Origin of the sequence: Aeromonas sp. Y293-4, from assembly GCF_027705905.1 — a bacterium.
GTDB classification, from domain to species: Bacteria; Pseudomonadota; Gammaproteobacteria; order Enterobacterales; family Aeromonadaceae; genus Aeromonas; species Aeromonas veronii.
In genome coordinates, this window is the sequence record NZ_JAPDCI010000007.1 from 190,252 (window position 1) to 203,599 (window position 13,348).

Annotated in this window: 13 protein-coding genes; 7 read left to right on the plus strand and 6 right to left on the minus strand. The window is 62.9% G+C overall.

Going from position 1 to position 13,348, the window contains the following annotated elements; translation table 11 throughout:
* The 6 genes from selB to hypA all read left to right on the plus strand — a co-directional run bounded on the left by selB (nucleotide 1) and on the right by hypA (nucleotide 7,183).
* A complete protein-coding gene (selB, locus tag OKC31_RS10350; protein ID WP_270656931.1) occupies nucleotides 1-1,884 on the plus strand; it encodes a selenocysteine-specific translation elongation factor in 1,884 nt (627 codons plus the stop codon).
* The gene (gene hypF / locus OKC31_RS10355; protein WP_270656932.1) at nucleotides 1,881-4,319 is read left to right on the plus strand and encodes a carbamoyltransferase HypF; all 2,439 of its coding nucleotides are present in this window, start codon (nucleotides 1,881-1,883) and stop codon (nucleotides 4,317-4,319) included. Before selB ends, hypF begins: the two co-directional genes overlap by 4 nt.
* Nucleotides 4,320-4,324: 5 nt before the next feature.
* Nucleotides 4,325-4,576 (plus strand): HypC/HybG/HupF family hydrogenase formation chaperone, encoded by a 252-nt coding sequence (locus OKC31_RS10360; RefSeq protein WP_005351497.1) that lies wholly within the window; start codon nucleotides 4,325-4,327, stop codon nucleotides 4,574-4,576.
* Complete coding sequence (gene hypD, locus OKC31_RS10365) at nucleotides 4,570-5,682, plus strand: hydrogenase formation protein HypD (protein WP_270656933.1); 1,113 nt, start codon at nucleotides 4,570-4,572, stop codon at nucleotides 5,680-5,682. Before OKC31_RS10360 ends, hypD begins: the two co-directional genes overlap by 7 nt.
* 85 nt (nucleotides 5,683-5,767) lie before the next feature.
* A complete protein-coding gene (gene hypE / locus OKC31_RS10370; RefSeq protein WP_270656934.1) occupies nucleotides 5,768-6,772 on the plus strand; it encodes a hydrogenase expression/formation protein HypE in 1,005 nt (334 codons plus the stop codon).
* Between the two features lie 69 nt (nucleotides 6,773-6,841).
* The gene (gene hypA / locus OKC31_RS10375; RefSeq protein ID WP_252656388.1) at nucleotides 6,842-7,183 is read left to right on the plus strand and encodes a hydrogenase maturation nickel metallochaperone HypA; all 342 of its coding nucleotides are present in this window, start codon (nucleotides 6,842-6,844) and stop codon (nucleotides 7,181-7,183) included.
* On the opposite strand, the gene OKC31_RS10380 is transcribed toward hypA, so the two are convergent.
* On the minus strand, nucleotides 7,161-7,562 hold the full coding sequence (locus tag OKC31_RS10380; RefSeq protein ID WP_270656935.1) for a hypothetical protein: 402 nt from the start codon (nucleotides 7,560-7,562) through the stop codon (nucleotides 7,161-7,163). The two genes, hypA and OKC31_RS10380, sit on opposite strands and share 23 nt — an antisense overlap.
* Here OKC31_RS10380 and hypB point away from each other — a divergent pair.
* Nucleotides 7,443-8,285: a hydrogenase nickel incorporation protein HypB gene (hypB, locus tag OKC31_RS10385; RefSeq protein ID WP_270656959.1), complete on the plus strand. Its 843-nt coding sequence runs from the start codon at nucleotides 7,443-7,445 to the stop codon at nucleotides 8,283-8,285. The genes OKC31_RS10380 and hypB overlap by 120 nt on opposite strands.
* 216 nt (nucleotides 8,286-8,501) lie before the next feature.
* Here hypB and OKC31_RS10390 read toward each other — a convergent pair whose 3' ends face one another.
* From OKC31_RS10390 to OKC31_RS10410, 5 genes are read right to left on the minus strand one after another with little or no spacing between them, the layout of a single operon-like run.
* Entirely contained in the window at nucleotides 8,502-9,143 is a 642-nt protein-coding gene (locus OKC31_RS10390; RefSeq protein WP_270656937.1) for an ATP-binding cassette domain-containing protein, read from the minus strand.
* Entirely contained in the window at nucleotides 9,143-9,931 is a 789-nt protein-coding gene (locus OKC31_RS10395) for an ATP-binding cassette domain-containing protein (protein ID WP_005351482.1), read from the minus strand. The genes OKC31_RS10390 and OKC31_RS10395 overlap by 1 nt, the downstream gene beginning before the upstream one ends.
* On the minus strand, nucleotides 9,925-10,740 hold the full coding sequence (locus OKC31_RS10400; protein WP_270656938.1) for an ABC transporter permease: 816 nt from the start codon (nucleotides 10,738-10,740) through the stop codon (nucleotides 9,925-9,927). Before OKC31_RS10400 ends, OKC31_RS10395 begins: the two co-directional genes overlap by 7 nt.
* Nucleotides 10,730-11,740, minus strand: coding sequence for an ABC transporter permease (locus OKC31_RS10405; RefSeq protein ID WP_270656939.1), 1,011 nt, complete (start codon nucleotides 11,738-11,740; stop codon nucleotides 10,730-10,732). The genes OKC31_RS10400 and OKC31_RS10405 overlap by 11 nt, the downstream gene beginning before the upstream one ends.
* Nucleotides 11,725-13,335, minus strand: a complete 1,611-nt coding sequence (locus tag OKC31_RS10410) for an ABC transporter substrate-binding protein (protein ID WP_270656940.1) — start codon at nucleotides 13,333-13,335, stop codon at nucleotides 11,725-11,727. The genes OKC31_RS10405 and OKC31_RS10410 overlap by 16 nt, the downstream gene beginning before the upstream one ends.
* Between the last annotated feature and the right edge of the window lie 13 nt (nucleotides 13,336-13,348).

The window sequence follows — 13,348 nt, forward strand, 5'->3', positions numbered from 1 at the left end:
ATGACCCCCTATCGCGCCGTTATCGGTCTTGCCGGCCACGTGGATCATGGCAAAACCCTGCTGATCAAGGCCCTCACCGGCATCACCACGGCCCGCGCCCACGAGCAGGCCATCGGCATGACCCAGGATCTCGGCTTTGCCCACTTCGATGACGGTCAGGGCAACACCATAGGCGTCATCGACGTGCCCGGCCACGAGCGCTATATCCGCAACATGGTGGCGGGGCTCTGGAGTCTGGATCTGGTGCTGCTGGTCATTGCCGCCGACGAGGGGTGGATGCCGATGACCGGCGATCACCTGCGCCTGCTCAAGGCGATGGGGGTGCCGCGCCTGCTGGTCTGCATCAACAAGTGCGATCTGGTCTCCCCTGACGAGCTTTTGCTGTTGGAAGAGAGCCTGCTGGAGCGGGTGATGGACGAGAGCGGTATGGTGCCCGATATCGTCAGCGTCAGCGCAAAAACCGGCGCCAATATGGCTGCCCTGCACACCGCCATCGTCTGCCAGCTTGCCGATCTGCCAGCCTCACAAGAGGCTCGCGAACAGGCCGCACCGCGACTGTATGTAGACCGGGTCTTTACCGCCAATGGTACCGGCACCGTGCTTACCGGCACCTTGCAACAGGGCAGCCTCAAGGTGGGGGACAAGCTGCGCCTCTACCCCGCAGATCGGGAGGTGCAGGTGCGCTCCCTGCAGGCCTATCACCAGAGCGTCGACGAGATCGGTGCCGTCTGTCGGGTGGCGGTGGGTCTGAAAAAAGTGCCCCACAAGGAGGTGGCCCGTGGCCACTGCCTGACCAGCACTGTCGGCCAGTGTGAGGCGGCAACCCACCTTATCGTGCGACTAAACGCCGAGAGCCTGAGCGGCAAGGCGCTACGCACGCAGGAAGTGGAAGTAGCCCTCGGCAGCTGGCATGGCCGGGCCCGTTTTGTTCCCATCAAGGATACCCGGCTGGCACGGCTGATCTTTGCCACCCCTATTCCCTGCTTCTTCGGCCAGCCGCTTGCCATCATTCGCCACGGCAGCAGCGAACTGCTGCACGGCGCCCGCATCGCTTGGTGCGGCGACATCCACCCTGCCAGGCGCAAGGCGCTGCACGCCCTGCTGGGCGAGCTGCCAGGTGAGCTCAAACACTACAACCCGGCCACCCTGCAACTGGGGCTCAACGGCTATGTGCTGGCCAGCCGCTTTGACCAGCAGCCAGAGCAGGTCACTCCCCTCGGTGAGTGGCTGCTGGATAACTGCTGGCTGGCCCAAAGTCGCGGTCAACTGCTGACTACGCTGGCCAGCGAACCGCTGAGTGCCGCCGAGCTTGCGACCCGCTTTGGCATCGCCCTGCCGGTCACTCAGGCCCTGCTCCAGCAGCTCAAGAGCGAGCAGCACATTCGCCTGCACCATGACAAGTGGCAACCGGGCAGCGGCGAGTCGGAAGATGATCTGGGGGAAGAGGCACAGCTGGTGCTCAAGGTGGTGCGAGATCAAGGCAAGGAGGGTTACGAGCCCGGTAAACTGGGCCCCGGCGGCGTGGAGCTGGATCCCTTTATCACCCGCAAGCTGCCCGCCGCCCTGCAGCAGGGCTTGCAGCAAAAAGGCGCGTTGCAAAAGCAGCTGCGCAATCTGGCGCGACTCAAGTATCTGGTGCAACTCGATGGCCCCATCTACTACGACGCCGAGCTTTACAACCAGATGGTCGCCGCCGTGCTGGCGGGCCAGCAGGTGGGAGATCTGATCGACATGGCATCCCTCAAGGAGATCACCGGCTTGTCGCGCAAATACGCCATTCCGTTCTGCCTGCGCATGGAGATGGATGGCTGGGTGCGGCGCGAGGAGAACGAGCGCCGGGTGCTGCGCTTGCCGCAGACTCAAGATGAGATGGAGCCGGCATGAGCGCCACCATCGTCCCCTCTGGCTCTGCCAATCCTGTGGCCACCCGATTGCGCCGCGAATTTCATATCGACGGCATCGTACAGGGGGTCGGCTTTCGCCCCTTCGTCTATGGGCTGGCGCTGCGCCACGGCCTTGCCGGTTATGTGTTGAACGATGCCAACGGCGTCACCATCGGCGCCGAAGGATCGCCTGAGCAGCTGGCCGCCTTTGCCCGCGAACTGCGGGAACAGGCGCCGCCCCTTAGCCGCATCGATCATTTCAGCGAGCGGGAACTGCCCCTCGCTCATGATCCCGACTTCGATGGCCAATTTCATGGCCAGTTTCGAATTAAAGCCAGCCAGCAGCAGAGCGCCGCCACGGTCGCCATCTCGCCGGATCAGGGAATGTGTGAGGCGTGCGCCAACGATGTGGCCAACCCCAACGATCGCCACCACCACTACCCCTTTACCAACTGCACCCACTGCGGCCCGCGCTACACCATCATCCGCCGTCTTCCCTACGACAGACCCCACACCGCCATGTCGGGCTTTGCCATGTGCCCGCGCTGCGCGGCGGCCTATGAAAACCCGCTGGATAGACGCTATCACGCCCAGCCGGTGAGCTGCCCCGAGTGCGGGCCCCATCTCAGCTGGCGAAATGGCCGTGGCGATGCACTGGCCGAGCGCGAGGATGCCCTGCAGGCCGCAGCAAGCGCCCTGCAAGCAGGCAAGCTTATCGCGGTCAAGGGGATGGGGGGTTATCACCTGATGTGTGATGCCCGCAATGAACAGAGTGTTGCCAAATTGCGAACGCTCAAACGGCGCGCGCGCAAGCCGCTGGCGGTGATGATGGGCTCCCTTGCCGAGGCCAAATTGCATGTCACCGGCAGCGAAGACGAGTGGCAACTGCTCGCCTCTCAGGCCAGACCCATCACCTTGCTGCGCAAGCGCAAAAACGATGATCGGCTCTCAGAATCCCTACTGACAACCGCGCCGCTGGCCGAGGGGATCGCCCCCGGCATCCCCTACCTTGGGATCATGCTCCCCTATACCCCGCTCCATCAGCTGCTTCTGGATACCTGCGCCATGCCGCTGGTGGCCACCAGCGCCAATGGTCGCGGCAGCCCGATCCTTATCGAGTGCGAGGTAGTGGTCAGGGAGCTCGGCAGCGAGATTGACGGCATCCTGGATCATAACCGCCCCATCCTGCACCCGTGCGACGACAGTCTGGTGCAGTGGGCAGGCGGGCGACGCCAGACGTTACGGCTCGCCCGGGGTTATGCCCCCTGCACCCCCAGCCTGCAAGAGGCGGTCAAGGCGCCGCTCTTGGCAGTCGGGGCGCAACAGAAGAACCAGCTGGCGCTCGCCTTCAGCCGCCAGCGCATCTACAGCCCCTATATTGGCGATCTGCACAGCCTGCCGATGCAGGAGCACTTCGAGCAGACCCTGGCGACCTTTCGCGATCTCTACGATCTCAAACCCGAAGTGCTGGTCTCGGATCGCCACCCGGGCTACCTCAGCCACCAGTGGGCCAAAAGCTATTGCCAGGATCAGGATGCAACCCACCTCGAGGTGCAGCACCATCACGCCCACCTGCTGGGGGTGATGGCCGAGCACAACATCACGGGCCCGGTGCTGGGTGTTGCCTTCGATGGCACCGGCCTTGGCGATGACGGCACCCTCTGGGGCGGCGAGCTGCTGATCGCAGACGTTCAGGGATTTGAGCGGGTTGCCCACCTCAAACCCTTCAAGCTGATCGGCGGCGAGGCGGCCATCCGCGAGCCGGTGCGCCAGCTGCTGGGGCTGCTGTTTGAATCGCACAGTCCTGAGGCGATCTGCGCCCTCGATATTCCGTTGATCAACCAACTGCCCCTTAAGCGGATCAGCAACCTGCACCAGCTCTGGCAGTTGGGTCGCAACACCCCCTACACCAGCTCCATCGGTCGGCTGTTCGATGCGGTGGCTGCGCTCTTGGGGGTGATCGATACCCCCGATTACGAGGGCGAAGCGGGGCTCCTGCTGGAGGCAGCCGCCTTGCAGCTCACCCCAGATGAACAGCCCTTCCCCCTCACCTTTGATCTCAGCCAATCAGCAGAGGGGCCAATGCAGATCGAGTGGGCCGAGCTCATCAATACACTTGTCAGCGAGCGGCGCAAAGGCACCTCCACCGCCAGCCTGGCCGCCGGTTTTATCCGCGCCATCAGTAATCTGGTTATCGCTCTGGCCGAGCGCTTCCCCGGCTATCCGGTGGCGCTGGGGGGCGGCGTCTTTCAAAACCGGGTGCTGATGGACCAGCTGGTGCCCGCACTCGAAGCCGCCGGTCGGCAGGTATTGACCTCTGAAACCCTGCCGCTCAATGACGGTGGCATCGCCGCCGGTCAGCTCTGGTTTGCCATCCACCATCTTGCCACGCACCAGCCTGTCACCACCGGTTGTGCCACCTTGTCGGAGTCCTGAAATCCATGTGTCTATCCATCCCCTCTCAGGTGGTGCAGCTGCACCCCGAAGATAACTGCGTCACCGTCGATACCCTGGGGGTACAGCGCCGGGTCAGCTGCATGCTGCTCGAGGAGCCTCTCCAGGTGGGGGACTATGTGCTGCTCCATATCGGCTTTGTGATGAGCAAGATTGACCAGGAAGAGGCGCAGGCCAGCCTCGAGAGCTTCCGCCAGATGGTGGCCCTGATGCCCAAACAGGATATCTTGCCATGCTGACCCTCAATGATCTCTTTCAGGGCTTTCGCCAGCCCGAGGTGATCCGTGCCCTCGCCGCCCAAATTACAGAACTGGCCAAGGATTTGCCCGAGCCGCTGCGGGTGATGGAGGTGTGTGGCGGCCATACCCACACCATCATGAAGTACGGCCTGCACCAGCTGCTGCCAGCCAGCATCGAGTTCGTTCACGGCCCCGGCTGCCCGGTCTGCATCATGCCCAAAGAGCGCATCGATCAGGCCATCGAGCTGGCGAGTCAACCGAATGTCATTCTGGTCACCCTGGGGGACATGATCCGGGTGCCTGGCTCCAAAGGCACGCTGGCCCAGCAGCGCGCCAAGGGGAGCGATATCCGCCCGGTCTATGACCCCCTCGATGCCCTGCGTATCGCCCGTGAGAACCCTGAGAAAACCGTGGTCTTCTTCGCCATCGGTTTCGAGACCTCCACCCCCATGACCGCCGCCTTGCTGGCTGCGGCTGAAGCTGAGGGGATTGAGAACCTGCTGTTTCATATCAACCATGTGCTGGTGCCCCCCGCCATTCATGCGGTGATGGCCGACGGGGTGGCCAAGGTGAACGCCTTTATCGGCACCTCTCACGTCAGCGTCATCACCGGCGCCGATATCTACCTGCCCATCGTCGAACGCTATCAGGTACCTGTGGTGGTGAGCGGCTTCGAGCCGGTGGATGTGATGGAGGCGCTCTTGATGATGGTGCGCCAGAAGGTTGAGGGTCGCTACGCGCTGGAGGTGCAATACAGCCGCGCCGTCACCGCCAGCGGCAATAAAGCCGCCCAGCGGCTGGTCGAGCGCTTTTTCGAGACCCGCGAGCACTTTCGCTGGCGGGGTCTTGGCGATATCAAGGCTTCCGCCCTGCGCCTGCGCGATGCGTTTGCCAAGCGCGATGCGGAGCGTCACTTTGCGCTCAATCAGACTCCCATCGATGACCACAAGGCGTGCCAGTGCGCCGATATCCTGCGCGGCCTTGCCAAACCGAACCAGTGCAAAGTCTTTGGCCGGGGCTGCACCCCGACCCAGCCCATGGGCAGCTGCATGGTCAGCTCCGAAGGGGCCTGCAATGCCTACTACCGATATATGGGGATCCAATGAGAGAAATTCAGTTAAGCCACGGCGGTCGGGTGATGAGGAGAGATGAACCAGCCTGTTTCTGCAATCTTGTGGAGAACCAGACCCTATGAGAGAAATCCAACTTAGCCACGGCGGCGGCGGTGTCGAGATGAACCAGCTGATCAACCAGCTCTTCTTTCGCCACTTTGGCAACGAGATCCTGCTGCGCGGTGAAGATGCCGCCCTGCTGCCGGTAGAGGGCCCCGTAGCCTTTACCACCGACAGCTTTACCGTCTCGCCGCTCTTCTTCGAGGGGGGTGATATCGGCAAGCTGGCTATCGCCGGCACGGTCAACGATCTCGCCATGATGGGGGCCAAGCCCGAGTATCTGAGCTGCAGCTTTATCATCGAGGAGGGGTTCCCCTACGCCGATCTGGCCCGCATCGTCGAGTCGATGGCCGCAGAGCTTGCCAAGAGCGGCGCCCGCATCGTCTGCGGCGACACCAAGGTGGTGCCCAAGGGGGCAGCCGACAAGATCTTTATCAACACCAGCGGGGTCGGCACCTTCCCGCTGCCTGAGCAAAGCCGGGGCATCTCGGTGCGCAACCTCAAAGCCGGTGACGCCATCCTGGTGTCGCGGGATATCGGCAGCCACGGCGCCTGCATCCTGATGGCTCGCGACGCCCTGCAACTTGGGTCGGATCTCAAGAGCGACTGCACCACCCTCTGGCCGCAGGTAGAAGCGCTGCTAAAAGCGGGGATTACCCCTCACGCCCTGCGCGACGCCACTCGCGGTGGCCTTGCCGCCGTGCTCAACGAGTGGAGCAGCGCCTCCGGTGTTGCCATCGAGCTGGAGGAGTCCGCCATTCCGGTGTGCGATCCGGTGCGCGGCCTGTGCGAGCTCTACGGTTTCGAGCCCCATGATCTCGCCAACGAGGGGACCATGGTGCTGGCCCTGCCTGCCGAACAGTCGCAGGACGCGCTGGGCATCTTGCGGCAGTTCAACCCCGCAGCCAGCCAGATCGGCGTGGTGCAGGCGAGCGATCGCCACAAGGTGATCCTCAACAACCCCTGGGGTAGCCGCCGTTATCTGGAGCTACCGCAAGGGGAACTACTGCCGCGGATCTGTTGATCGCCCATGCCGTTCCGTCAATTACAGGGAGGAGTCACTGCTCCTCCCCATATGGGTTAAGGAGCCACCATGCACGAAATGTCTCTGGCCATGGCTGCCATCGATCTGGCGGCCGAACAGGCCACCCAGCGGGGCTTTAACAAGGTGACCGCCCTCTGGCTCGAGGTTGGCAGCTTCTCCTGCGTCGACCCTGACACAATCGCCTTCTGCTTCGAGGCGGCCGCCAAGGGCACTGCCGTCGAAGGGGCCCAGCTTCACTTTCAACACAAGGCGGCAGAGGCTTGGTGTTACGACTGCAACCAGACGGTCACCCTCACCGAGCGCGGGCAGGCCTGTCCCGAGTGTGGCGGATACAAATTACGAGTCGCGCAGGGTGATAGCCTGCGCATCACCGACATTGAGGTAAGTTGATATGTGTAGCGTATGCGGATGCGGCCAGGCGCGGATCGCCGGCCATGAGCACGATCATGAGCATCATCACGAACATGAACATCACCATGAACATGGTCATAAGCACGACCATCATCATGCTCATGACGCCCATCATCATGACCACGAGCAGGGTGCGCCGCGCACCCTGATCATTCACCACCACTATCACCATCAGGGAGATGTCCATCACCACTACCACGGGGTGCGGGCTCCCATAAGCCATGAGGGGCATGATCAGCTGCATGAGCACCACTATGATCACCCCCACGACCATCATCATGATCATGTCCACTCTCATGACCACGGCCATTCCCACGCGCATCCCCATGATCACAGCCATGACCATGACCATGACCATGACCATGACCATGACCACCAGCAGGGTGATCTGCACTACGGCAAAGGGGAAGCGGGATTGTCGGTGCCCGGCATGGGGCAGCGTCAGCTGATCGCCATCGAGATGGATGTGCTGGCCAAGAACAATGCGCTGGCAGCCCACAACCGCGAACACTTCGACGAAGCGACCCAGCTGGTGCTCAATCTCGTCTCTAGCCCGGGTTCAGGCAAAACCACTTTGCTGTGCGAAACCCTGCGCCTGCTGGCCGAAAAACGCCCCTGCGCGGTGATCGAAGGGGATCAGCAGACCAGCGCCGATGCGGATCGCATCCGTGCCACCGGCGTGCCTGCTGTGCAGATCAACACCGGCAAGGGCTGCCATCTGGACGCCAAAATGGTGCACGACGCCTGCCACCAGCTGCCTGCCAATCAAGGGGGCATCCTCTTTATCGAGAACGTGGGCAATCTGGTCTGCCCCGCCAGCTTCGATCTTGGCGAGAAGTACAAGGTGGCGATCCTCTCCGTCACCGAGGGGGAAGAGAAGCCGCTGAAATACCCGGATATGTTCGCCGCCGCCCAGCTGATGGTGATCAACAAGATTGATCTGCTGCCCTACGTCAGTTTTGACGTGGCCCGCTGCATCGAGAACGCCAAACGGGTCAACCCCTATATTCAGGTGATCCAAGTCAGCGCCACCACAGGCGAAGGGATGAATGCCTGGCTTAACTGGCTGGCCAGTGCCTGAACCGGTTAAACCCCGCTGATAAGGGTAGAAAATAAGAGAGGGAGGCTGATGCCTCCCTCTCTTTTATCTGCGAATCTTGCCCGCCGTGCTATCTGTCCAGAGTGGCCAGCGTTTCATACTCGCCCCCTCACCCTGGCCCTCTCCCCAGGGAGAGTCACCGTCTGCTCCCTTCTCCCCTTGCGGGAGAAGGGCTGGGGATGAGGGGGAAGCCAATCCTCAGGCCGCGCTTTCGGCCAATACGCCCGTCGCAAGAGGCGCCTCACCAAAGCGCAGCACCCGATGGCAGATCTGGCGCAGCAGCGCCTGCTGGTGACTGAAGACAAGCATGCCAAGCCCGCGCTGTTCGCACTCAATCATCAACTCCCGCCAGAGCTGACGCTGGATTTGCGGATCCAGCTGGGCGGTCACCTCATCAGCGACAAGCAACCGGGTGCGGGGATCGAGGGCGCGCAGCAGCGCGATGCGGGCCAGCTCGCCACCGGAGAGCTGACCGGGTTTACGACCAAGCCATTCAGGCTTGACCATAAAGCGAGCCAGCATGGCGTCATCGGGGCGCCATACATCCCAGAGCGCCTGCCCGGTGGTGCGATAGGGATTGAAGGTGAGCTCCGGGTGCTGGGGCACCAGCTGGATGGGGTTATAACCTTTTACCTGTTCAGGCACCGGCAGCCCATCCAGCAGGAGCTGCCCGCCGGCCCCAACCGGTTGCCAACCCGCCAACACTCGCCCCAGCGTGGTCTTGCCATGGCCGCTCGGTGCGGAGATGCCGAGCCGCTCGCCCGCTTTCACCGTCAGCGATAACCCCTGCCAGAGGGGACGTTCCCCCTGGGCGATAGTGAGATTTCGTACTTCCAACATCAGGAAACCTCCGGCACAGAGAAGAGCGCGTTGAATTCCGGCAGCGCCTGCCAGTGGGCACGGAGCATCTCGCTCCCCTGCCCTTGCCGCAGATGGTGGCTGCTCAAGGTATCGCTCACTTGGCCCTTATGGAGCGCCACAATGCGATCGGCAAAGCGGGCCGCCAGCGCCAGATCGTGAGTCACCCAGAGGATGCCGCTGCCCTGATTGGCCAATTCACGCAACTGGCTGAGCAGCTGGCAGGCCAGCCCCTCGTCGAGCCAGGCGGTGATCTCGTCCGCCAGAATGTAGCGGGCACCACCAAGGGCCGCAGTGCAGGCCAGAATGCGCTTGGCCATGCCACCGGAGAGCTGGCGCGGGAATCTGTCCAGGGTGGTCGCGGGCAGCTGGTAGCGCAGCAACTGCTCGCCGAGCCGCTCGCGAGAACCGCTCTGACCGCAGAGGCGCGCCGCGCGGCCAAGCTGGCGCTCCACCGTCAGCAGCGGATTGAGGGCGCTTACCCCCTGCGGCACATAGCAGAGGGTGTGGCCGCGCAGACGGGCCCGACTGGCATCGCACAGTGGCGTGCCATCGAGGGAGATGGTGCCGCGCATGCGCAGATTGTCCGGCAGCAGGGTCAGGGCGCTTTGCAGCAGCAGGCTCTTGCCCTCGCCGCTCCCCCCCACCAGCGCCACTATCTCCCCAGTCGCCAGTTGCAGGCTGATATCGGTCAGCAAAGGCTGCCAGCTGCGCCGTCCCAGCCAGGAGTAGTGGGCCGCCTCTATGGTCACCTGATCAAAACTCAGCATGGTTCACTCCTGTGCCACAACAGCTGTTGCAAGGCGCGAGTGGCCTGATCAAACAGCAGTACCAGCAGCAGCAACATCAGTCCCGGGAAGAGGGCCAGCCACCAACCGCCACCGGCCAGATAACGCAGGGCATCGGCCAGCAGCAGGCCCAGCGAGGCCTCGTGGGCCGCCAGACCAAAGCCGAGAAAGCTCAAGGCCGCGCTGTGTAGTACCGCATGGGGAAACATCAGCAAGGTGCCGATAAACCACTGGGGCAACAGCCCCGGCAGCAGGTGGATGCGCCAGCGACGCAGCGCACCCATCCCCTGACAGCGGGCCAGCACCACGTAGTCGCTGCAGGCGATCCGCCGCGCTTCTGCGCAAAGAATGAGTGCCAACTTGGGCCAGTGGGTGAGCGCCACCGCCAGGATCACCCCGTGCATGCCGCCCCCTACGGTAAAGCAGATAAGGATCAGCAGCAGCATATGGGGCAGCGCCAACATGGCGTCGATCACCATTCGCACAGTTGCATCGCATCTGGGATGGATGAGCGACACGCTTGCCGCCACCATGGCCAGCAGGCCACTGCAGAGCGCCGTGCTGATGCCCAGCTCCAGACTGGTGAGGGTGCCCTGAAAGGCACGCAACCAGAGATCCCGCCCCATCTGATCTGTGCCGAACCAGTGGGTCAGCGAGGGAGGCTGCTGGCGCGCCAGCAGATCCATCGGCACATCCTGATGAGAGAGGCTCCAGCCGTAAGTAGCCAGCAGCGCCAATCCGAGCAGGGCAAAACCCAGCCGCAGTATGGAGGGAAACGGGTTAAACAGCATGCTCGCCCTCCCAACCCCGATTGATGCGCGCCAGCAGCAAACTGGCCACCGTGTTGCCAATAAAGACCAGCAGGGTGCAGAAGAGCACTATGCCCATCAGCAGGGGGATATCGCCCCGCAGCCCTGCATCCACGGTGGCCTGGCCGAGCCCCGGGTAGGAGAAGACCTTCTCGGCCAAGAGCGATCCGCCAATCAGCTCGCCAAGGGAGGCAAACTGCAGGCAGAGCGCCGGGGTCAGGGCATGGCGCAGCACATGAAAACGCAGCATGGGCCAGCCACCATCCCCCTGAGCGCGGGCGTAGCGGATAAAGTCGCTCGCCAGCACCTCGGCCACCCGCCCCCGGGTATGCAGGGCAATGTTGCCCACCCCGAGCAGCGCCAGGGTCGTCACCGGCAGCAACAGATGGCGCGCTCGCATAGCCCAATCTGCCTCATCGGCGGAGAGGCCCGGCGTCCAGGCGCAGCAGACTGGCAGTAGTGGCCAATGCACCGCAAACAGGGCGAGCAGCAACAGGCCGACCCAGAAGGTGGGCAGGGAGGCAAGCAGATAGGCAAAACGGCAAATCAGGCGATCGGGCCAACGATTGAGATAGCGACCGGCGCAGAGGCCAAGCAGAATGCCGAAAAAGCCGGAGAGCAGCCAGGCGCCCGTCAGCAGCAGGAAGGAGGCTGCAAAGCGCTGGCCTATGACTTCACCCACAGGCGCGTTGTAGAGCATGGAGTAACCGAGATCCCCCTGCAGCACCTGGGTAAACCAGTGCCAATAGCGCAGCCAGAGCGGCTGATCCAGCCCCCAGCGAGCAGCGATGCGGGCGTACTGTTCCGGCGGCACATGGAGCAGATCGTTGCCGATATAGGCCTTGATGGGGTCGATGGGGGAGTAACTCAGCAGCACAAAGGTGGCGACCGAGACCAGACATAACAGCCCTGCCAGACGCAGCAGGGCTTTTAGCAACAGATAACCTGAATGACTCAAGGGCGAACTTAGCGGCACGTCCACCGCCAATCCTGCAGGTTGTTGAGCAGGGACCAGCTACCGTGGATTTCCGGCGCCCCCTTGCCAAGATCGATGCAACGGTTGGCGAGATAGGTGTGCTGCACATTGAGCAGCCAGGCCCAGGCGGCATCCCCCTGTACCCCGGCGCCGGTTTTGCCATCCCACTCCACCTGCTGCCAGAACGGCACGGCCGCCTGCCAGTTGGGGGCATCCAGCGCCTGCTTGAGGTGGCCATCCACCACAGGGTTGCTGTAGTAGCCAGGGTTGTAGAACTCCACGCCACCGGAGCCGCTCTGGTAGTGGTGATAGAGCTCCATGGGATCCAGACTCCCCCACCCCATCAGCACCGGATTGGCGTGCATCTCCCGCTCCACCTGCTCCCAGCTGCCGGACTTGAGGCTCACCTCAAGACCAATGGGCTTGAGCATGGCGCGCACCGCTTCCGCCAGATCCCGGCGAGTGCTGTCACCGCTGGTGTACCAGAGGGTAACGGCGGCGCGCAGGTCGCCCTTGTGGCGAATGCCGTCACTGCCCATCTTCCAGCCCGCGTCGTCGAGCAGGGCGTTGGCGTGGGCCGCATCCCCATCCTTGAAGGCGGTGGCCTTGTTCAGCCAGGGCAGGCCTTCCACCGCGCTGTAGGCGGGGATGGCGTGCCCCTCCAGCAGCTGGTCGGCCAGCAGCTTGCGGTCGATGGCGTAGTTGATGGCGCGGCGCACCGCCACATCCGAAGTCACGTCGTTGCCGATGGGATAACCCTTGGCATCCTTGCCACCCGCTGGCGGAATGGGGAAGACGATGCCGCGGTTCTCGACACTCGGCCGCACCCATAGCTTGAGGGAAGAAGGCACGCTGGGCGCCAGCGACGGGGCAATGCGCACCACATCAAGCTGGCTGCTCTGGGCCGCGGCATAGGCGCTCTCTTCATCGATAAAGACAAACACCAGCCGTTTGAAGTCATTGTTGCCGCCGGCGTAATAGGGGTTCGCCTCCACCACCAGCTGTTGGCCGGGCAGGAAGCTCACCAGCCGGTAAGGGCCAGCGCCGACCGGCTTTTGGGCGTACGCTTTTGCGTCGTAATCCTTCTTCGACACTATCCCCAAAGATCCCAGCACGTTGACAAAGGTGCTCTGGGGGGCACTCAGGGTGATGGCAACCTCGGTGGGCGAGAGCACCTTGGCCGAGACAAAGTTGCCCATGTCGATCTTGCCGCCGCCCTGGGCTGCGCTGTTGTAGGTAAAGGCCACATCCTCTGCGGTGAGCGGCGCGCCGTTGGAGAATTTCAGGTCAGGCTTGAGGGTAATGAGCCACCCCTTGCCATCCTTGCTCGGGGTCACCGATTGGGTGAGCACATTCTGCCAGCTGAGATCGGCGTTCTGTTTGAGCAGCGGGCTGTGCAGCAGCAGGTAGCTGCCGTGACTCCAGCCAAGCAGAGGATCAAACCCTTCGGTGGGTTCGGCTCCGATGGCGAGCTTGAGCTCGGCAGGCACAGGTTGAGCAGCGGCCAGCGCCGCGTGAGAGGCAGTGCCCAGCAGCAGAGTCAACAGGGCAGTAGCGCTGGATCTGGCGTAATGGCGAAGGGAATTGCGAGAAACAGTCATGGGGATCCTTCTT

Bases quoted from the DNA above. Each gene is read 5' to 3' on its own strand.
- OKC31_RS10380 (WP_270656935.1), bottom strand. From the start codon at position 7,562: ATGGTCATGGTCATGGTCATGGCTGTGATCATGGGGATGCGCGTGGGA.
- hypA (WP_252656388.1), top strand. From the start codon at position 6,842: ATGCACGAAATGTCTCTGGCCATGGCTGCCATCGATCTGGCGGCCGAA.
- OKC31_RS10390 (WP_270656937.1), bottom strand. From the start codon at position 9,143: ATGTTGGAAGTACGAAATCTCACTATCGCCCAGGGGGAACGTCCCCTC.
- OKC31_RS10360 (WP_005351497.1), top strand. From the start codon at position 4,325: ATGTGTCTATCCATCCCCTCTCAGGTGGTGCAGCTGCACCCCGAAGAT.
- selB (WP_270656931.1), top strand. From the start codon at position 1: ATGACCCCCTATCGCGCCGTTATCGGTCTTGCCGGCCACGTGGATCAT.
- OKC31_RS10395 (WP_005351482.1), bottom strand. From the start codon at position 9,931: ATGCTGAGTTTTGATCAGGTGACCATAGAGGCGGCCCACTACTCCTGG.
- hypF (WP_270656932.1), top strand. From the start codon at position 1,881: ATGAGCGCCACCATCGTCCCCTCTGGCTCTGCCAATCCTGTGGCCACC.
- OKC31_RS10400 (WP_270656938.1), bottom strand. From the start codon at position 10,740: ATGCTGTTTAACCCGTTTCCCTCCATACTGCGGCTGGGTTTTGCCCTG.
- hypD (WP_270656933.1), top strand. From the start codon at position 4,570: ATGCTGACCCTCAATGATCTCTTTCAGGGCTTTCGCCAGCCCGAGGTG.
- hypE (WP_270656934.1), top strand. From the start codon at position 5,768: ATGAGAGAAATCCAACTTAGCCACGGCGGCGGCGGTGTCGAGATGAAC.
- OKC31_RS10410 (WP_270656940.1), bottom strand. From the start codon at position 13,335: ATGACTGTTTCTCGCAATTCCCTTCGCCATTACGCCAGATCCAGCGCT.